This window comes from Streptomyces sp. NPDC046379 (assembly GCF_055587785.1).
In genome coordinates this window covers 162,603-180,884 of the sequence record NZ_JBVJFP010000015.1, presented here as the reverse complement: position 1 = coordinate 180,884, position 18,282 = coordinate 162,603, and the positions used below count along the sequence as shown (strand labels likewise).

General features: G+C 73.5%; 15 protein-coding genes and 3 pseudogenes. 8 read left to right on the top strand and 10 right to left on the bottom strand.

What is annotated here, in order from left to right; all coding sequences use genetic code 11:
• The first annotated feature begins 19 nt into the window (after nucleotides 1–19).
• Entirely contained in the window at nucleotides 20–634 is a 615-nt protein-coding gene (locus ACZ6KF_RS25520) for a GtrA family protein (RefSeq protein ID WP_356628429.1), read from the top strand.
• Nucleotides 635–716: 82 nt separating this feature from the next.
• On the opposite strand, the gene ACZ6KF_RS25515 is transcribed toward ACZ6KF_RS25520, so the two are convergent.
• Complete coding sequence (locus tag ACZ6KF_RS25515; protein WP_356628427.1) at nucleotides 717–1,991, bottom strand: ATP-binding protein; 1,275 nt, start codon at nucleotides 1,989–1,991, stop codon at nucleotides 717–719.
• Between the two features lie 26 nt (nucleotides 1,992–2,017).
• Nucleotides 2,018–2,695: a response regulator transcription factor gene (locus ACZ6KF_RS25510; protein ID WP_356628425.1), complete on the bottom strand. Its 678-nt coding sequence runs from the start codon at nucleotides 2,693–2,695 to the stop codon at nucleotides 2,018–2,020.
• A gap of 396 nt (nucleotides 2,696–3,091) precedes the next feature.
• On the opposite strand from ACZ6KF_RS25510, the gene ACZ6KF_RS25505 reads away from it, so the two are divergent.
• Nucleotides 3,092–4,588: an oligopeptide:H+ symporter gene (locus tag ACZ6KF_RS25505; protein WP_469240498.1), complete on the top strand. Its 1,497-nt coding sequence runs from the start codon at nucleotides 3,092–3,094 to the stop codon at nucleotides 4,586–4,588.
• 156 nt (nucleotides 4,589–4,744) lie between these two features.
• On the opposite strand, the gene ACZ6KF_RS25500 is transcribed toward ACZ6KF_RS25505, so the two are convergent.
• Both ACZ6KF_RS25500 and ACZ6KF_RS25495 read right to left on the bottom strand, forming a co-directional pair.
• A complete protein-coding gene (locus ACZ6KF_RS25500; RefSeq protein WP_356628421.1) occupies nucleotides 4,745–5,281 on the bottom strand; it encodes an ATP-binding protein in 537 nt (178 codons plus the stop codon).
• A 232-nt stretch (nucleotides 5,282–5,513) separates the two neighbouring features.
• Nucleotides 5,514–5,903, bottom strand: a complete 390-nt coding sequence (locus tag ACZ6KF_RS25495) for an STAS domain-containing protein (RefSeq protein ID WP_356628419.1) — start codon at nucleotides 5,901–5,903, stop codon at nucleotides 5,514–5,516.
• Nucleotides 5,904–6,140: 237 nt separating this feature from the next.
• Here ACZ6KF_RS25495 and ACZ6KF_RS25490 point away from each other — a divergent pair, with 237 nt between their 5' ends.
• A complete protein-coding gene (locus ACZ6KF_RS25490) occupies nucleotides 6,141–7,058 on the top strand; it encodes an RNA polymerase sigma factor SigF (RefSeq protein ID WP_356628417.1) in 918 nt (305 codons plus the stop codon).
• Nucleotides 7,059–7,267: 209 nt separating this feature from the next.
• Here the strand turns inward: ACZ6KF_RS25490 and hutI are convergent, their stop codons facing one another.
• The 4 genes from hutI to hutU form a co-directional block, all read right to left on the bottom strand.
• Nucleotides 7,268–8,443 (bottom strand): imidazolonepropionase, encoded by a 1,176-nt coding sequence (hutI, locus tag ACZ6KF_RS25485; protein ID WP_469240496.1) that lies wholly within the window; start codon nucleotides 8,441–8,443, stop codon nucleotides 7,268–7,270.
• 77 nt (nucleotides 8,444–8,520) lie between these two features.
• On the bottom strand, nucleotides 8,521–9,867 hold the full coding sequence (locus tag ACZ6KF_RS25480) for a formimidoylglutamate deiminase (RefSeq protein ID WP_356628413.1): 1,347 nt from the start codon (nucleotides 9,865–9,867) through the stop codon (nucleotides 8,521–8,523).
• Nucleotides 9,864–11,066, bottom strand: coding sequence for an allantoate amidohydrolase (locus ACZ6KF_RS25475; protein ID WP_469240536.1), 1,203 nt, complete (start codon nucleotides 11,064–11,066; stop codon nucleotides 9,864–9,866). Before ACZ6KF_RS25475 ends, ACZ6KF_RS25480 begins: the two co-directional genes overlap by 4 nt.
• 59 nt (nucleotides 11,067–11,125) lie before the next feature.
• Complete coding sequence (gene hutU, locus ACZ6KF_RS25470) at nucleotides 11,126–12,844, bottom strand: urocanate hydratase (protein ID WP_469240494.1); 1,719 nt, start codon at nucleotides 12,842–12,844, stop codon at nucleotides 11,126–11,128.
• A 411-nt stretch (nucleotides 12,845–13,255) separates the two neighbouring features.
• Between hutU and ACZ6KF_RS25465 the strand changes: the two are divergent.
• From ACZ6KF_RS25465 to ACZ6KF_RS25450, 4 genes and pseudogenes are all read left to right on the top strand, one after another.
• A pseudogene (locus ACZ6KF_RS25465) lies at nucleotides 13,256–13,673 on the top strand (hypothetical protein).
• Nucleotides 13,670–14,541 (top strand): annotated as a pseudogene (locus ACZ6KF_RS25460) (transcriptional regulator). The pseudogenes ACZ6KF_RS25465 and ACZ6KF_RS25460 overlap by 4 nt, the downstream one beginning before the upstream one ends.
• 127 nt (nucleotides 14,542–14,668) lie before the next feature.
• The gene (locus tag ACZ6KF_RS25455; RefSeq protein WP_469158750.1) at nucleotides 14,669–15,199 is read left to right on the top strand and encodes a roadblock/LC7 domain-containing protein; all 531 of its coding nucleotides are present in this window, start codon (nucleotides 14,669–14,671) and stop codon (nucleotides 15,197–15,199) included.
• Nucleotides 15,200–15,211: 12 nt separating this feature from the next.
• Nucleotides 15,212–15,585: pseudogene (locus tag ACZ6KF_RS25450) on the top strand (hypothetical protein).
• Nucleotides 15,586–15,690: 105 nt separating this feature from the next.
• Here ACZ6KF_RS25450 and ACZ6KF_RS25445 read toward each other — a convergent pair.
• Nucleotides 15,691–16,272, bottom strand: coding sequence for a hypothetical protein (locus ACZ6KF_RS25445; RefSeq protein ID WP_469158748.1), 582 nt, complete (start codon nucleotides 16,270–16,272; stop codon nucleotides 15,691–15,693).
• Nucleotides 16,273–16,589: 317 nt separating this feature from the next.
• Entirely contained in the window at nucleotides 16,590–17,444 is an 855-nt protein-coding gene (locus ACZ6KF_RS25440) for a MurR/RpiR family transcriptional regulator (protein WP_356628401.1), read from the bottom strand.
• A 183-nt stretch (nucleotides 17,445–17,627) separates the two neighbouring features.
• Here ACZ6KF_RS25440 and ACZ6KF_RS25435 point away from each other — a divergent pair, with 183 nt between their 5' ends.
• A complete protein-coding gene (locus ACZ6KF_RS25435; RefSeq protein WP_356628523.1) occupies nucleotides 17,628–18,053 on the top strand; it encodes a hypothetical protein in 426 nt (141 codons plus the stop codon).
• Nucleotides 18,054–18,282 lie beyond the last annotated feature (229 nt).

Here is an 18,282-nt window from a genome sequence, read left to right as displayed (position 1 = left end):
GACGGAGGCCTGCTCGACCATGGGACGTGGTTCATCGGGGCTCCGCTCGGCGCCCCCCTCACCCCCCGGCGTACTGCGCCGGCGTCTGGAGCGGCTGGTGCGCGAGGTGGCCAAGTTCGGCGCCGTGGGCGGGGTGGGACTGCTGGTCAACCTGCTCGTGTTCAACCTGGTGCGGCACACGACCGACCTCCAGGTGGTGCGGGCCAGCGTCATCGCGACGGTGGTGGCGATCGGCTCCAACTACCTCGGTTTCCGCTACTTCACCTACCGCGACCGCGACAAGACCCGCCGCACCCGCGAGATGACCCTGTTCGTGCTGTTCAGCGCGGTCGGGCTGGTCATCGAGAACGGCGTCCTGTACACGGCGACCTACGGTTTCGGCTGGGACGGCCCGCTGCAGAGCAACGTCTTCAAGTTCGTCGGCATCGGCGTGGCCACGCTGTTCCGCTTCTGGTCGTACCGCACCTGGGTGTTCCGCGCGCTGCCGGCCGCCCTGACCCCGCCGGAGGCCACCGGGGCGGTGCGGGAACCGGACGCCGCCGGGGCGCCGCCGGAGCCGGACGCCGCCGGGGCGGTGCGGGAGTCCGAGCGGGTCGGGCCGCAGCGCAGGCCGAGGGACAAGGCGCGCGTCTGACCCCGCGGCCGGCCCCGCGGGACGCCGGCGCGAGGCGACCGGTGCGGCCGATGCGACCCCGGTCGGCGCAGCGTGCGCTGCGTCAGCGCACCGTGCGGTTGTCGTCGTCCTTGGCGGACCGCTTCGTCGGGTTGCGGGACAGGAACAGGCCGAAGACCGGCGGCTTGGCCTGGAGCATCTCCAGCCGGCCGCCGTCGGCCTCCGCGAGGTCGCGGGCGACGGCCAGGCCGATGCCCGTGGAGTTGCGTCCGCTGATCGTCCGCTCGAAGATCCGGGCGCCCAGGTCCGCGGGGACTCCGGGGCCCTCGTCGGTGACCTCGATGACGGCCTGGTTGCCGGTGACCCGGGTGCGCAGGGCGACCGTGCCGCCGCCGTGCATCAGGGAGTTCTCGATCAGCGCCGCCAGCACCTGGGCGACCGCGCCCGGCGTGCCCACCGCCTCCAGGTGCCGCTTGCCGGAGCTGACGATGGCCCGCCCGGCGCTGCGGTAGGCGGGGCGCCACTCGGCGAGCTGCTGCTGGATGACCTCGTCCAGGTCGAAGGTGACGGCGGAGCCGGTGCGCGGGTCGCGGGAGTTGGTCAGCAGCCGCTGCACCACGTCCGTGAGCCGCTCCACCTGCGTGAGCGCGATGGTCGCCTCCTCCTTCACCGTCTCCGGGTCGTCGGTGAGGGTGATCTCCTCCAGCCGCATCGACAGCGCGGTGAGCGGGGTGCGCAGCTGGTGGGAGGCGTCGGCGGCCAGTCGGCGTTCGGCGGTGAGCATCCGGGCGATCCGCTCGGCGGAGGCGTCCAGCACGTCGGCGACCCGGTCCAGCTCCGGGACGCCGTAGCGCTTGCGGCGCGGGCGGGGGTCGCCGGAGCCGAGCCGCTCGGCGGTCTCGGCGAGGTCGGTGAGGGGCGAGGCGAGGCGGTTCGCCTGGCGCAGTGCGAGCAGTACGGCGGCGATCACGGCCAGCAGCGCCACCGCGCCGATGATCAGCAGGGTGCGGCCCACCTCCCGGGTCACCGCCGAGCGGGCCTCCTGGACGGTGACCGTCTCGCCCTCCTCGCCGACCCGCGACGACTCGATGACGTCGCCGGACGGCTTTTCGCCGACCTCTATGGGCGCCCGGCCGGGGATGCGGACCACGGCGTACCGGTCGTCGCCCACCTGGTCGGCGAGGATGTCGGCGGTGATCTTCTCGGCGCCGAGGATCCGGCTGTCCACGATGCTGGCCAGCCGCACCGCCTCGGACGCCACGCGCTCCTGGGCGCTGGCGCTGATCGTCCGGGTCTCGACCACGACCAGGGAGACGCCGAAGACGGCGATCACGACGAGCACCACGGCGAGCGTGGACTGGATCAGTCGGCGGCGCATGTCCTCTTACCGGTTCCGGTTTCGGCCTAGCTCTTCTCGAAGCGGAAACCCACGCCGCGCACGGTCGCGATGTACCGGGGGTTGGCCGCGTCGTCGCCCAGCTTCTTGCGCAGCCAGGAGATGTGCATGTCCAGCGTCTTGGTGGACGACCACCAGGTGGTGTCCCACACCTCGCGCATCAGCTGGTCGCGGGTGACGACCCGGCCGGCGTCGCGCACCAGCACCCGCAGCAGGTCGAACTCCTTCGCCGTGAGCTGCAGCTCCTCGTCGCCCATCCAGGCGCGGTGCGACTCGACGTCGATGCGCACGCCGTGCGTGGCGGGCGGCTGCAGGGGTTCGGCGGAGCCGCGCCGCAGCAGGGCCCGGACCCGGGCGAGCAGCTCGGCGAGGCGGAACGGCTTGGTGACGTAGTCGTCGGCGCCCGCGTCCAGGCCCACCACGGTGTCGACCTCGTCGGCCCGTGCGGTGAGGATCAGGATCGGCACGGTGTGGCCCTCGGCGCGCAGCCGGCGGGCGACCTCCAGGCCGTCCATGCCGGGCAGTCCGAGGTCCAGCACGACCAGGTCGACGCCGCCCTGCATGCCCGCGTCCAGTGCGGCGGGTCCGTCCTCACGTACCTCGACCTCGTAGCCCTCGCGGCGCAGTGCGCGTGCCAGCGGCTCCGAGATGGACGCGTCGTCCTCGGCGAGCAGTACACGGGTCATGGGGTGATGGTAGTCCGCCGGGGTCTTACGCCGGGGCGCGATGCGGGGGCGGCGGTTCTTACCTTTGGACGCATGGGCGCGAACCTGTGGATGCAGGGTGAGAAAGTGGTAAGACCTTCGATTGACCTCCTACGGTTCCACTGTGACCTGTGATCCATCTCTCAAGTCCTTCCATTTCCGTCAGTGTCTTGACGTATGGTGATGGACGCCTTTAGCGCCGCGGGGACCTTTGGCGACAGTTGGATGCCGAGGGTCTTTTTGCGTGTGCGGGCCGGCCGAGGCCGGCCCCGACAAGGAACGACCGCGGCCGGGCGGGGCGTACTCCCCGCCGCCGGCCGTCCCCCACCGGGCGCGCATTCGCATCTGGGAGCGCGTCCCGACCAGCAAGGATCGACCATGGCGTCCAGCCTGACGAAGGACTCGGTCACCCCGGGCATCCCCGGGTCCGAGAAGACCTTCTTCGGCCACCCCCGCGGACTGGCCACCCTCTTCATGACCGAGATGTGGGAGCGCTTCTCCTACTACGGCATGAGGGCTCTGCTCCCGCTGTACCTCGTCGCTCCGGGCGGCCTGCACCTGAACGCCGCGACGGCGACGGCGATCTACTCCGTGTACGTGTCGCTGGTCTACCTGCTGGCGATGCCCGGCGGCTGGTTCGGCGACCGGGTCTGGGGCCCCCGCAAGACCGTCGCGGTCGCCGGCGCGGTCATCATGCTGGGCCACCTGACGCTGGCCCTGCCGATGTCCGGCACCTTCTACGCGGGTCTCGGTCTGGTCGCGATCGGCTCCGGCCTGCTGAAGGCCAACATCTCCACGATGGTCGGCCACCTGTACGACGGCCCCGACGACCCGCGCCGCGACGGCGGCTTCACGGTCTTCTACATGGGCATCAACCTGGGCGCCTTCGCCGCGCCGCTGATCATCGGCACCGTCGGCGAGAACGTCAACTGGCACCTGGGCTTCGCGCTCGCCGCGCTCGGCATGGCGCTGGGCCTCGGCCAGTTCCTGTTCGGCAGCCGACACCTGGCCGACCGCTCCGGCGTCGTGCCGAAGCCGCTGTCCGCCGCCGAGAAGACCTCCACCCTGCGCAAGGCCGCCGTCTGGGCCGGCATCGCCGTCGTCTTCTACGCGATCGTGGGCCTGTCCGGCGTCTACACGCTGAACTGGATCCTGGTCCCGCTGACCCTGCTCGGCGTGATCATCCCGGTGATGGTGCTGGTCAACATCAAGCGCGACAAGGAGCTCGACCGCGCCGAGCAGTCGAGGATGTCCGCGTACATCTGGTTCTTCGTGGCCGCGGCCGTCTTCTGGATGATCTACGACCAGGGCGGCTCGACCCTGTCGATCTTCGCCGAGTCCTCCGCCGACAACACCGTCCTCGGCTGGGAGTTCCCGGTCTCCTGGTACCAGTCGGTCAACCCGGTCCTGATCATGGCGCTGGCCCCGGTCTTCGCCTGGTTCTGGCTGGCGCTGAACCGGCGCGGCAAGGAGCCGAGCACGATCGTGAAGTTCGCCTCCGGCCTGGTCCTGGTCGGCGCGTCCTTCTTCCTGTTCCTCGCCCCGCTGACGATCGCCGAGGGCGGTCACAAGGCGGCGGCGCTGTGGCTGGTGGCGATCTACTTCACGCAGACCGTCGGTGAGCTGCTGCTCTCCCCGGTCGGCCTGTCGGTCACCACGAAGATGGCGCCCGCGAAGTACGCCTCGCAGATGATGGGCGTCTGGTTCCTGGCCGTCACCGCGGGCGACGCCACGACCGGCCTGCTCTCCATCGCGGGCGTCGACCTGAACCGGACGGGCGTGGTGGCCATGGAGGCCACGCTCGCCGTGATCGCCGGTGCGGCGGTGTGGATGTACCGCAACAAGGTCAAGGAGCAGATGGGCGGCGTGCACTGACGCCCGTCCCGGTGCACTGACACCGGTCCGCGCACGAGCGAGGGGCCACCGCCGGGACCGGTGGCCCTTTCGTGTACGTGCTGCCGCGCGGCCTACGCCGACACCTCGTGCGGGGCGGTTACAGAGGGGGCCGTACGGCTTCCCTCAGCCGTACGGCTACGCCGGCGCGCCCACTTCCGCCCAGACGCGCTTGCCCGCGACGCCGGGGGTGCGGACGACGCCCCAGTCCAGGCAGAGGCGCTGCACGATGAACATGCCGTGACCGCCGGGGCGGCCGGCGCGGTGCGGGGTGCGTGGTGCGGGCTGGCCGGCGCCGCGGTCGGAGACCTCGATGCGGATCACCTTGTTGTCGCAGGCGATCCACAGCTCGTCCGGCCCCTCGGCGTGCAGGCAGGCGTTGGTGACCAGCTCGGAGACGACGAGCAGCACGTCCTCGGCGGCGGCCCTGCGGTCCGCGGTGGCGGCCGGCAGCCAGCCCCACGCGTGCAGCGCCTGACGGGCGAAGTCGCGGGCGAGCGGGACGACACCGGCGGCGCCGTCGAAGCTCAGGCTGCGGACCTGCCTCGCGGCGGGCGATGCGGCCGCGCCTTCGACGGGCGCCGCGACGCCGGGAGCGTCCCCCTGCGACGCCGCGGAAGCGCCGCCGGGCTCCGGGCCGCGGTCGCCCGGCGAGTAGGGCCGGGTGGTGCTCATCAGCGCTTCACCTCACCGATTCACCAGTTCACGATGGAAAAGTCCAGTCATGAGCGCCCGCCGTCCCGCAGTCGCCCCGCGGCCCGTGCGCGCCTGTCCTTCCGGTACCCCCGAGGGGATGCGCGAAAGGTGTTGCGCAACGATTGCGACCGGCATGCTCAGGGTGTCTCCTGCCCGACGCATCCGGTGGGACACCCCCCACTTCGATCCCGTCGACACGTCCGCCGGCCGCTCAGCCGGCCTGGCCGCCGCCGTCGACGGACAGGGCGTCCTCGACCGTCGCGTGCACGGTGAACACCGCCTCGGCGCCGGTGATCTCGAAGACGCGCGCCACCACCGGGCGCATCCCCGCGAGGTGCACGCCGCCGCCGGCGGCCTCCGCCTTCAGGCGGGCGCCGAGCAGCACGTTGAGGCCGGTGGAGTCGCAGAACTCGAGCCGCGAGCAGTCCACCACCAGGCGACTGAAGCCCTTGGCGAGGCATTCGTCGAGGGGCTCGCGCAACAGGTCGGCGGTGTGGTGATCCAGCTCACCCGCCGGAGTCACGACGGCACTGGGGCCTTCTTCTCGCACCTCCACCAGAAGCCGGCCCGACTGTGCGCTGCCGACCGTCCCGTGGTCCATGCCGTCTCTCTCCCAGGGTCCGTGTCTGCTGACTTTCGCCATCGAACACTACGCCTTCCTCACACTCTCCGACACCCGAACAATCGCACACAAACGGACACATTCGAACAAAAGGCACTTGCGGACGGGTCTGCAAAGCGGGTAGGGCTAGAGGAACACGTACCCGACACGGCCGGCTTTGGAGGCGCCGCACACCGCAGTGCACGTAGTGGCTTCGGCAGCCAAATGCCGAGAACGATGGAGGACATCATGTCACCCCGGCTCGACGCATCGCATACCCAGAGGGCGACGTCGACACCCCTTCCGGAACATCTGGATCCCATCGCGACCGACGGCGATCTCACCGACGCCCTCGCCGGACTTCCGGAGATCCCCCCGTACGACGAAGTGGCCCCCGAGGATGCCCGGGCCCTGTCCAAGACCCTCTTCGAGCGGCTCGAATCCCTCGAGGAAGGCACGCACGACTACGCGTACGTGCGCAACACGCTCGTCGAACTCAACCTCGCCCTGGTCAAGTTCGCCGCCTCCCGGTTCCGCTCCCGCAGCGAGCCGATGGAGGACATCATCCAGGTCGGCACGATCGGCCTGATCAAGGCCATCGACCGCTTCGAACTGAGTCGCGGCGTCGAGTTCCCGACCTTCGCGATGCCCACCATCGTCGGCGAGATCAAGCGCTTCTTCCGGGACACCTCCTGGTCGGTGCGCGTACCGCGCCGGCTCCAGGAACTCCGGATCGACCTGGCCAAGGCCGGCGACGAACTGGCCCAGCAGCTCGACCGCGCCCCCACGGTGGCCGAACTGGCGGAGCGCCTCGGCATCTCCCCCGAGGAGGTCGTCGAGGGCATGGCGGCCTCCAACGCCTACACCGCCTCGTCGCTGGACGCCCAGCCCGAGGAGGACGACAGCGAGGCCGCCCTCGCGGACCGCATCGGCTACGAGGACCACGGGCTCGAGGGCATCGAGTACGTCGAGTCGCTGAAGCCGATGATCGCCCAGTTGCCGGCGCGGGACCGCACGATCCTCTCGCTGCGCTTCGTGGCGGGCATGACCCAGTCCGAGATCGGCGAGGAGCTGGGCATCTCGCAGATGCACGTGTCCCGGCTGCTGGCGCGGACGCTGAAGCGGCTGCGCAAGGGGCTGACGCTCGAGGAGTGAGCCGACGGCTCCCCCGCCCCGCCCTCGGTGGTCGTGGCCGCCCTCGCCTTCGGTGTTCGTGGTCGCTTCACCCCGCCCCGGGCTTCCCGGCCGGCGCCCTCTCCACGGGCGCCGGCCGAGCCGTGTCCGGGCACGCACCCCCGCGGATGCACCGGGTCCCCCGGGATCACTCGCGGAAACACCTTTCGGGCGTTCGACCGGGGTCGTCGTCAGACCACCCGGACGCCGCGCCGCCACACGCCGGCGACCAGGGGGACGCCCGGCCGGTAGGCGAGGTGGACGTGGCTGGGGGCGTCCAGGAGGACGAGGTCGGCGCGTGCGCCGGGGGTGAGGAGGCCGACGTCCGTGCGGCGCAGGGCACGGGCGCCGCCGGCGGTGGCCGCCCACAGCGCCTCGTCGGGGGTCATGCCCATGTCCCGCACGGCCAGGGCGATGCAGAACGGCACGGACGACGTGAACGACGAGCCCGGGTTGCAGTCCGTGGACAGGGCCACGGTCACCCCGGCGTCGAGCAGCCGGCGGGCGTCCGGCCAGGCGGCGCGGGTGGAGAACTCCGCCCCGGGCAGCAGCGTCGCGACCGTGTTGCCGCTCGCCAGCGCGTCCACGTCGGCGTCGGTGAGGTGCGTGCAGTGGTCGGCGCTGGCCGCGTCGAACTCCACGGCGAGCCGGACGCCGGGGCCGTAGGACAGCTGGTTGGCGTGGACGCGGGGGTGCAGGCCCCTGGCGCGGCCGGCGGAGAGGACGGCGCGTGCCTGGTCTCCGTCGAAGGCGCCCTTCTCGCAGAAGACGTCGATCCAGCGGGCGTGGGGGGCGCAGGCGTCGAGCATCTCGCCGGTGACCAGGGCGACATAGGCGGCCGGGTCGTCGGCGTACTCGGGGGCGACGACGTGCGCGCCGAGGTAGGTGACCTCGTCGGTGTGGGCGGCGGCGATGCGCAGGGCGCGGGCCTCGTCCTCGACGGTCAGGCCGTAGCCGGACTTGGTCTCCAGGGTGGTGGTGCCCTGGCGGAGGGCCTCGGCGAGGTAGCGGGTGAGGTTGGCGTCCAGTTCCCCGTCGGTGGCGGCGCGGGTGGCGGCGACGGTGGTGCGGATGCCGCCGGCGCTGTAGGGCCGGCCGGACATGCGGGCGTTGAACTCCTCGGTGCGGTCGCCGGCGAAGACCAGGTGGGAGTGGCTGTCCACGAAGCCGGGGACGACGGCCCGGCCGCCCGCGTCGACCCGGTTGTCAGTGGCGGGTGTTTTGCTTGTTTCACCGGTCCACACGACACGGTCGCCGTCGATGACGACGGCCGCGTCCCGGATCAGGCCGAGGGGGGAGCCGTCGCCGAGGGAGGGATCGTTGGTGGCCAGCGTGGCGATGTTGGTGATGACGGTGCTGCTGCTCATGGCGTCCTCGGCGTCCTCGTGGGGTGCGGTGCGGGAGTCGGTGCCGCGGGCGGCGGGGGCGGTCGCGGTCGCCGGGGTCAGGCACGCAGGTTCCGCACGGCCCGCGCCAGGGCCCCGGGCACATCGGGTACGAGCGTGTGGGCCCCGTCGCGCACGACGTGCCGGCCGCCCACGACCGTGTGCCGTACGTCGGCCGCCGTCGCGGCGAATACGGCCGTCTCGGCGCCGAGCCGGGGCGGCGGGCCCGCTGTTCTGACCGAGTCCAGCGCGATCGTCGTGAAGTCGGCGAGCGCGCCGGGCTCCAGGCTGCCCGCGTCGGGCCAGCCGAGGGCGGCGTGTCCGTCCGCGGTCGCGGCGCGCAGCAGGGCGGCGGCCGTCCAGTGGCCCCGGGTGCGGGTGCGCAGCCGTTCGTTCAGCTCCATCGCGCGCGCCTCCTCGAACAGGTCGATGACGGCGTGGCTGTCGGAGCCGAGTGAGAGCGGGGAGCCCGCGGCCCGGAGGGCGACGGCGGGGCCGATGCCGTCGGCGAGGTCGCGTTCGGTGGTGGGGCACATGCAGGTGCCGGTGCCGCTGCCGCCGAGCAGGGCGATGTCCTCGGCGGTGAGATGGGTGTTGTGGACGCCGGTGGTGCGCGGGCCGAGGACGCCGTGGTCGGCGAGGAGGCGGGCGGGGGTGCGGCCGTGCGCGGCCAGGCAGGCCTCGTTCTCGGCGGTCTGCTCGGACAGGTGCACGTGCAGCGGGGCCCGCCGTTCCCGCGCCCAGTGCGCCACGGTGGCCAGCTGGTCGGCGGGCACGGCCCGTACGGAGTGCACGGCCGCTCCGATCCGTGCGTGATCCCGTTCCTTGAGAAGTGAACAGCGCTCGGCCCAGGCCTCCGCCGTGCCGTCGGAGAAGCGGAGCTGGTGGGCGGTGGGCGGCTCGCCGAAGCCGGCGGAGAGATAGCAGGTGTCGAGGAGGGTGATGCGGACGCCGGCGTCGGCGGCCGCCGCGACGAGCGCCTCCCCCATGGCGTTGGGGTCGGCGTAGGGGGCGCCGCCGGGGGCGTGGTGGACGTAGTGGAACTCGCCGACGGCGGTGACGCCGGCGAGGGCCATCTCGGCGTACACCGCGCGGGCCAGGGCGTGGTAGCCGTCCGGGGTGAGCCGGTGGGCCACCGCGTACATGACCTCGCGCCAGGTCCAGAAGGTGCCGCTGCCGGCCTGGACGGCGCCGCGCAGGGCCCGGTGGAAGGCGTGCGAGTGGGCGTTGGCCAGGCCCGGGAGGGTCAGTCCGCGCAGGATCTCGGCGCCGGGCGGCGGGGTGTCGGCGCCCGTGCGGACGGCGGCGATCCGGCCGCCGGCCACGTCGAGGGCGACGCCGGGTTCGACGTGGGCGCCTAGCCAGGCGTGCTCCAGCCAGTACGTGCGCGCGGGGGTCTGCGTCACCTGCGGGCCAGTCCTTCCAGTACGTCGGCGAGTGCGAGTACCCCGGCCACGCAGTCGTCCTCGGCGGCGTACTCGTCCGGGGAGTGGGAGACGCCGGTGGGGTTGCGCACGAACAGCATGGCGGTCGGGACGCTCCCGGAGAGGATTCCGGCGTCGTGTCCGGCGCCCGTGCCGAGGACGGGGACCTTGAGGCCGGCGTCCTTGCCGAGGATGCGGGCGAGTTCGTCGCGCAGGGCGTGGTCGAACTCCACGACGGGCGTGAAGGACTCGCGCACGACGTCCAGGTCGACGCCGTGCTTGTCGGCGTGGGCGCGGGCCGCGTCCAGGATCGCGCCGACCACGGTGTCGAGGGTGTCCTGCTCGGGCGCGCGGGAGTCGAGCCAGCCGCGCACCAGGGAGGGGATGGCGTTGACGCCGTTGGGCTCGACGGCGACCTTGGCGAAGGTGGCGACGGCGCCCGCGAGTTCGGCCTGCCGGCGGGCGGCGAGGACCGTTTCGGCGTAGGAGGGCATCGGATCGCGCCGGTCCGCGAGCCGGGTGGTGCCGGCGTGGTTGGCCTCGCCGCGGAAGTCGAACCGCCAGCGTCCGTGCGGCCAGATGGCGTCGGCGATGCCGACCCGGTCGCCGGTGAGGTCGAGGGCGCGGCCCTGTTCGACGTGGAGTTCCACGAAGGCGCCGATGCGGGAGAGGCGTTCGGGGTCGGGGCCGAGGGCGTCGGGGTCGACTCCGGCGGCCTCCATGGCGCGGGGCAGGGTCACGCCGTCCGCGTCGGTCAGGCGGTGCGCCTGCTCGGGGGTGAGCCGTCCGGCCGCGAGCCGGGAGCCGACGCAGGCGAGGCCGAAGCGGGCGCCCTCCTCGTCGCCGAAGTTGACGATGCCGAACGGCTTGCCGAACCGCGCCCCCCTGCGGCGCACTTCGTCCAGCGCGGCGAACGCGGACACGACCCCGAGGGGGCCGTCGAAGGCGCCGCCGTCGGGCACCGAGTCGAGGTGGGAGCCGGTCACGACGGCGTCCCCGTCGGCGGGGTCGCCGAGCCAGGCCCACTGGTTGCCGTTGCGGTCGACCTCGTACGCCAGTCCGCGTGCCTCGGCCTGCTCCCGGAACCAGGCGCGGCACTCGACGTCGGCGGGCGTCCAGGCGTAGCGGCGGTAGCCGCCCGAGGCGGGGTGACGGCCGACGGGAAGGAGATCGCGCCACATGCGGTGGAAGGAGGCCACGCCGGCCGGTTCGGTCTGTGGGCGGTCGCCCCGCACGTCGCTCACGCCGGCTCGCCCTCGCGCATCGGCACCCGCACGCCCCGTTCCGCCGCCACCGACTCCGCGATGTCGTACCCCGCGTCCACGTGCCGGATGACGCCCATGCCGGGGTCGTTGGTGAGCACGCGCCGGATCTTCTCGCCGGCCAGCGGTGTGCCGTCGGCCACGGTGACCTGCCCCGCGTGGATCGACCGCCCCATGCCGACGCCGCCGCCGTGGTGGAGGGAGACCCACGACGCCCCGGACGCCACGTTGACCATGGCGTTCAGCAGCGGCCAGTCGGCGATCGCGTCGGAGCCGTCGCGCATGGCCTCGGTCTCCCGGTACGGGGAGGCGACGGAGCCGCAGTCGAGGTGGTCGCGGCCGATGACGACCGGCGCGGACAGCTCGCCGCTCGCGACCATGTCGTTGAACCGTTCGCCGGCCTTGTCGCGTTCGCCGTAGCCGAGCCAGCAGATGCGGGCGGGCAGGCCCTGGAAGCGGACGCGTTCTCCGGCCATGCGGATCCAGCGGGCCAGGGACTCGTTCTCGGGGAAGAGGTCGAGGATCGCCCTGTCGGTCCTCGCGATGTCGGCGGGGTCGCCGGAGAGGGCGGCCCAGCGGAAGGGGCCCTTGCCCTCGCAGAACAGTGGCCGGATGTAGGCGGGGACGAAGCCGGGGAAGGCGAACGCCCGCTCGTACCCGGCGAGCCGGGCCTCGCCGCGGATCGAGTTGCCGTAGTCGAAGACCTCGGCGCCGGCGTCCATGAAGCCGACCATGGCCTCGACGTGCCGGGCCATGGACTCGCGGGCGCGGGTGGTGAAGCCGGCCGGGTCCTTGGCGGCGGCGTCGGCCATGTCCTCGAAGGGGAGGCCCGCGGGGAGGTAGGCCAGCGGGTCGTGGGCCGAGGTCTGGTCGGTCACGATGTCGATGGGGGCGCCCAGGGCGAGGAACTGCGGGACGAGTTCGGCGGCGTTGCCGAGGACGCCGATGGACAGCGGCTCGCGCCGGTCGCGGGCCTCGACGGCCAGCCGGAGAGCGTGTTCCGGGGAGTCGGCCTTCACGTCGAGGTAGCGGTGCTCGATGCGGCGTTCGATCGCGCGCGGGTCGCAGTCGACGCAGATGGCGACGCCGTCGTTCATGGTCACGGCGAGCGGCTGGGCGCCGCCCATGCCACCGAGGCCGGCGGTGAGGGTGATCGTCCCGGCGAGGGTGCCGCCGAACCTCTTGGCGGCGACGGCGGCGAAGGTCTCGTAGGTGCCCTGGAGGATGCCCTGGGTGCCGATGTAGATCCAGGAGCCGGCGGTCATCTGCCCGTACATGGTCAGGCCGAGGGCCTCCAGGCGGCGGAACTCCTCCCAGTTGGCCCAGTCGCCGACGAGGTTGGAGTTGGCGATCAGCACGCGCGGCGCCCACTCGTGGGTCTGCATGACGCCGACCGGACGGCCGGACTGGACCAGCATGGTCTCGTCCTGCTTGAGGGTCTTCAGCGTGCGGACCATGGCGTCGAAGGAGCGCCAGTCGCGCGCGGCCTTGCCGGTCCCGCCGTAGACGACGAGCTTGTCGGGGTGCTCGGCGACCTCCGGGTCGAGGTTGTTCTGCAGCATCCGCAGGGCGGCTTCCTGCGGCCATCCCAGGGCGCTCGGTTCGGTGCCTCGGGGCGCTCGGACAGAACCAGGGGGCGGCCCGGAGTGCCTCGTTTGGGGGTGGTGGCGGGTGACGGGCGGGCGGGGTCCTGACATGGGCTGCCTCCTGGGGGTGCCGCGGGCGGTGCTGCTGGTGGTGCGGCCGGCGGTGTGACCGGTGCGGGTCCGGAGCTGTTGCTCGCGATATTCACATCCTGACGTTCTGAATATAGCTAGTCAATAGTGCGCGCCGGGGTCGGGACGCGGCACATCGCACCCCGGGGCGGAGGAAGGGGCGCGGCACCTCGCTCACCAGGACGGAGGGAGGGGGCGCAGTGCAGGAGCACCGGAAGGGCACCGGGCCGTCGGCGCGGACGGGACGTCAACACACCTGAAGACGGGCTCAGTTGACCCACCCTAGCCACCGCGGCGCATGTTCCATTGGAAAATGCCGGAATCCTCACCCCTCATCCCACACGATGCGTAGCGTCGACGTCACTCAGCCGAACCGGCGGGAGGGGAGTCGGGGTGCCCGGAATCGACGAGTGCTTGCTGGAGGCCATGCGGCTGCCCGGGGCCGGGGGCGCCGCGCTGGTCGACTGGACCAGCGGACTGGCCTCTGGGCACCGTCGGGGATCCCCCGGGCGGCGACCACGAGGCGGCCGCCGCGGAGGCCGCCGAACTGGCCGGGCTCGCCGCCGAACAGCGGGCGTTCGCGCCCGGCGGCGGCCGGTCCGGTGGGGACGGCGGGGACCGGGACGCCACGGATCCGCCGGTCGAGGATCTGATCCTGAGCAACCGGGGCAGCTACCACGTCATCCGGTTCGTGCGGACGTCGTTCGACAGCGGCGTGTTCCTGCACCTGTGGCTCTCCCGCGCGGACGGCAATCTCCCGCCGGACCGCATCCCGCTGGGCGAGATGGCCGGACGGCCGGTGCTGGGATGACCGTGGTCGCCGCGACCCCGCCGCCCCGGCTGCCGGTGCGGGACAGGTCGGCCGGGAGCCGGGAGGGCCGCGTCTCCCCCATGCTGGCCCGGCCGGCCGCCGAGGAGGCCACCGGCGTCCTGGTCCGCGCCTGCGGCGACCTCTATCCGGCCGAGGGCCGGGTGGTGCACGCCGAGAGCCCGTTCGCCCCCGGTCTCGACGTGCTCCTCACGGCGCACGGCACGCTGGAGGAGCGCGTCTGGCGAAAGGCGGCGGACCGGGCGCACACGGGAGCGGACTGCGGGCGGGACGCCGGGCACCTGCTGCTGGACGCCGGTCTGCTGACGCCGGGCGCGCTGGAGCTGTGCCATCCGGGCGCCCTTACGACGCCGCGTACTTCGCCCTCGCCCCGAGCAGCACGCCGGGCCGCTTCCACCACGGCCCCACCCACTGGCTGGGTTGCCTGCACTCGGTGCCGGTCGCCGCCGTGGAGCACGAGACGCTGCGCCGGCGCACCCTGCTGCACCGCGTCCGGCCGGACCCGACCGCCGACACCGCGCCCCTGCGGCCGGCCCGCCCGCCGGCCACCGCCCCGGCGGTCGCGCCCCGGCAGGCGGCGGTGCCGGCCCGGGTGGACGGCGTCCGCAGGGCGAAGGACATCGCCCGGGAGCTGGGCCGGCCGGCGTTCCACACGCTGGTGGACGTACGACGGCTGACCGCGGCCGGCAGTGTCGTCCCCGCACCCGCCCCCTCGGCCGCCCCGCCCTCACCCGTCCCGCCCGCGGCCGCCCCGCCCGAGGCCGGCGCCGGGCCCCCGGCCGATCTGCGGACCGCCGATCCCGACATAGCACTGCTGAAGAGGGTCAGGGATGCGCTGGAGGCCCTTTGAACGGCAGCAACCCCGACCGCGGCCGGCCACCACGTCCGCGGAACCGTCCGCCGAAAGGAGAGCCCCGATGGGAACCGACCCGATGGGGACAGACCACATGGGGCCACACCACGCAGGGGCGGACCACATGGCGGTGGCAGCCCCCGTCCGCGACGAACTGCACCGGCTGCGGGCCCGCGTGCCCCAGCTGACCGGCGCCCTCGCCGCCAGCGTGGACGGGCTGGTCATCGCCCACGACACACCCGGCGTCGAACCGGAGGGCCTCGCCGCGCTCACCGCCGCCGCGCTCGGCGTCTCGGTGCGGATCGCCGACGCGACCGGCCAGGGGGAGCTGCGCGAACTGCTGGTGCGCGGGGTGCGCGGCTATGTGGCGGCGTACGCGGCGGGCCGCAGCGCGGTGCTGACGCTGCTCGCCGAGGACCGCGTCAACGTCGGCCGGCTGCACCTGGAGGGCCGCCGGGCCGGCGCCCGCATCGGTGAGCTGATCGACGCCGCGCCCCCGCGGCAGGAGACCGCCCCGGCGCCCGCCGGGAACGGCCGCCCCGCACGGCAGCGGCCGGTGCGCACCCCGCGCGTGCTGCGCACCCCGCCCGCCAGCCCGGATCCGCCCGGCACCCAGACGCCCCCCACCGGCATGCCCACCACCATGGAGAGTTGAGAGGAGAACGTCATGGCCGGCACGGAGACCGCGCTGAAGGAAGCCCCCGCCTCGATCGAGGGCGCCACCGGAGTCGCGCTCGTCGACTACACCACCGGCATGGCCCTGGGCACGACGGGCGGGAGCAAGGGCTTCGACCTGAACGTCGCCGCCGCGGGGAACACGGACGTCGTCCGCGCCAAGATGCGCACCATGGAACACCTCGGGCTCAAGGGCCGGATCGAGGACATTCTGATCACCCTGACCGACCAGACCACCTGATCCGGCTGCTCAGCGGGCGCGGCGGCGACGGGCTGTTCCTCTACCTCGTCCTGGACGCCGAGCGGTCCGACCTGGCGACGGCCCGCCACCAGCTGCGCCGCAGCGAACAGGACCTGGAGGTCTGACGTCCGGCCCGGGCCGGCGGCCGTCCCCGGCGCCGCCCGGGCCGGACGCCGACCGCGCGGTCCCGTCGACGTCGCACCGACGCGGACGTCACACCCGCACGGTCGTCACACCAGCGCGGGAGTGCGGCGGCGGGAGCCTCCCGGAGCCGCGTCGCCCGCGGCGATACCGGTGCTGCGGTAGGCCCTGACGGCCTTGCCGGCCGGGCGTCCGCCCCGCGCCAGCCAGTCGACCCGCACCCACAGCAGCGCCTCGCCGGCCCGCTCGCGCCGCCCGATCCACGCGGCCTTCAGCCACAGCCCCGCACCCGCCCCGGCGAGCAGCATCCCGCCCGCCGCGGGCACGGCGAACGCGCTGCCCAGCGCGGCGAGGAAGGCGAGCAGCAGCCACCAGCGGCGCCCGCGCCGCCAGTTGCGCACGGTCACCGCGCGGTCCTGGAGCACATCGTGCTTGCCGGCGCGGACGGCGCCGGCGGCCAGGGCCGCGTACCGACCGCGCCGGTGCAGATACACGGCGACGAGGGCCAGGATGAACAGCGCGGCCCCCGCGAGCACTCCGATCCGTCGACCCGTCACGCCCGGGACCAGCACGCCGGCGCCTGCCGCGAGCACCCCGAGCCACCACAGCGGCGCGGCCCCCGCCCGTACGACGCAGGCCACCCGAGCCAGTCCCTGACCTCCGCGTGCCACGATCCGCCTCCTCGTCGCCTCGGCACACTCCTGACGGGCGGCAGGCTAGCGGGCGAACGTGAGACGAATCTGAGAAGTCGGCGACCGGGCCGGGCCATTGCCCGCCACCCCCGGCCGCGGCGGGCCCGTCCACGGGTCGCAGGCCGGTCCGAGGGTCGCCGGGGGCCGTCCGCGGGACGCCGAAGGCCTTCGCGGTCCGCGGGACGCCGAAGGCCTTCGCGGGTCGAGAGACCTCGTCCGCGGCCACCGAGGACCCGTCCGCAGGGCGCGGACAGCTCGTCGACGGACTACCGAGGGCCCGTCCCCGGCAGGCCGGCTCACTCCACGAACAGCCCCCGCGCCGCCGCCCGCGCGTCGAACTCCTCCAGCCGGGCCTGCGCCTGTGGCAGTCCGTCGCACATCGCCTCCAGCAGCACCCGCCCGAGCAGCATCGGCGCGCAGGCCGTGTCGAAGGCGAGCCCGGTGCCGACGGCGGCCGGCAGCAGCAGGTCGGACACCTTGGCGACCGGCGCGAAGGCGGAGTCGGCGACCGTCACCACGGTCAGTCCGGCCTCCTTGGCGTATCCGAGGGTGTCCACGACCTCGCGCGGATGCCGGGGCAGCGCGAAGCACAGCAGGGCGCTCGCGCCGGCGCGCACGGCGCCGTCGATCCGGTCGTGGATCATCGTGCCGCCCTCGTGGAGCAGCCGTACGTCGGGATGGACCTTGGCCGCGAAGTAGGCGAACCCGTACGCCTGGGCCGCCGCGGCGCGCAGTCCCAGCACGGGCAGCGGGCGGGAGGCGGCCAGCAGTCGCCCGGCCCGGTGCACGGGGCGTGGGTCGGCGAGGAGTTCGGCGAGGTGGCGCAGATTCTCGATCTCGGCCTCGACGGCCTGCTGGTACTCGTTGTACGGGGCAGTGGCGGCCGTCTGTTCGGCGGGGGCGACCTCGCGCAGGTGGCGGCGCAGGGCGGGGTAGCCGTCGAAGCCGAGGGCGACGGCGAACCGGGTCACGGACGGCTGGCTGACCCCGGCCAGCTCGGCCAGCTCCACGCTGGACAGGAACGGCACGTCGGCGGCGCGCCGCACCATGCAGTGCGCGATCCGCCGCTGGGTCGGCGTCAGCCGGCGCCCCTCGAACAACGCCTGCAGCCGCCCGGCCGGGCTGTCGGCACGGCTCTCGCTCTCACCCATGACACGCTCCCCGACCTCGGCGCCCCCGGTACCCCGGCACCCCGGCATCCTCGAACCTCACCCATTCAAGCATCGAGCATTCTGCATGACCCTATGCAGCAGGCGCAGCCCCCCGTTCCGACTCGGGGGTTAGCCCCAGTGCGGCCGCCTTCGCCGCTTCCTACCGTGGTGTGCATGAGCGGAATGGACGCGCGGGACGCCGACCTGAAGAAGGAACTGGACGCCACTTTGCGGGCGCGCAGGGATCTGGGCGAGGAGTACGAGTCGGCGCTGATCGACTCGTTCCTGGAGAAGGTCGACCAGCGAATAGACGGGGCGGTGGAGCGCCGGGTGCGGCGGCAGTTCGCCGAGCAGCAGCTGGTGGCGGCGCGGGGCTCGCGGTCGTCGCAGCCGACGGACTCCTGGGGCGAGCGTTTCGGCTTCGGGATCGTCTCGCTGGTGCTGGCGGTTCCGCTGTCCGCGATCGGCGGCGGGGTCGCCGGTCTGCCCGGGCTGCTGGCGGCCTGGGCCGGGATCGTCGGGGTGAACGCCTTCCAGGCGGCGCGGGCCCATCCGGGGCTGTTCGGCGGGCGTCGCAAGTCCCGCGGGGACGGGGACTGGGAGGACTGACGCCCGATCGCAGGGGGCGCCGCGGAACAAGGCTGTGCGCGGGGACCGCCGCACCCCCGTTTCCGGGGGGCGGGACGACGGCGGTCCCCGCGTGGGACGCGGGCCGGGTCAGGCCCCCCGCGTCCGTGGCGTCCATGGAGGTCCGGGAGCCGCTCCGGAGGTCCTTGGCGCCGTTCGGTGCCGGCCTGAGCGGGGAGCCGCTCCCGCTCTGCCGACATCCACCAATGTG